Below are 769 nucleotides of genomic sequence, written 5' to 3'. Positions count from 1 at the left end.
GTGAAGTACGTGCCGGACGCGACGGGTGACCGTCGTTTCTCGGACGACCACACCACGGACCGGGAGGGTGTGGACGGCCTCCTGTCGGAGCTGGACGAGTACGGCGTGGAGCAGGCGCTGCGGATCGCGGAGGCGAACGAGGGCGCCGAGGTGACGGTGCTGACGGTCGGTCCGGACGATGCGAAGGACGCGCTGCGCAAGGCGCTGTCGATGGGTGCGGACAAGGCCGTGCACGTGAACGACGACGACATCCACGGCACGGACGTGATCGGGACGTCGGCGATCCTGGCGAAGGCGCTGGAGAAGACCGGTTTCGACCTGGTGATCGGTGGCATGGCGTCGACCGACGGTTCGATGGGCGTGCTGCCGGCGCTGCTGGCGGAGCGGCTGGGTGTGCCGCAGGTGACGCTGCTGTCCGAGGTGTCGGTCGAGGGCGGCGTGGTCAAGGGCCGTCGTGACGGTGACGCGGCGACCGAGCTGGTCGAGGCGGCGCTGCCGGCCGTGGTCTCGGTGACGGACCAGTCGGGCGAGGCCCGCTACCCGTCCTTCAAGGGGATCATGGCGGCGAAGAAGAAGCCGGTGCAGTCGCTGGACCTGGACGACCTGGGCATCGAGGCGGACGAGGTCGGCCTGGCGGGTTCGTGGACGGCGGTCGAGTCGGTGGCGGCGCGCCCGGCGCGTACCGCGGGCACGGTCGTCAAGGACGAGGGCGAGGGCGGCAAGCAGCTCGCCGCCTTCCTCGCCGACCAGAAGTTCATCTAGTCCCACC

Annotated in this window: 1 protein-coding gene; it reads left to right on the top strand. The window is 70.4% G+C overall.

Translation table 11 applies throughout. The features are described 5' to 3' along the window. Positions 1-762: electron transfer flavoprotein subunit beta/FixA family protein (locus VM95_RS37800; RefSeq protein WP_244179153.1), on the top strand; the 762-nt coding region annotated here is incomplete at its 5' end. Positions 763-769: the final 7 nt, after the last annotated feature.

The sequence above is a fragment of the Streptomyces rubellomurinus genome, assembly GCF_000961885.1.
In the GTDB taxonomy this organism is placed as follows: Bacteria; Actinomycetota; Actinomycetes; order Streptomycetales; family Streptomycetaceae; genus Kitasatospora; species Kitasatospora rubellomurina.
This window is presented reverse-complemented; position numbering and strand designations above follow the sequence as displayed.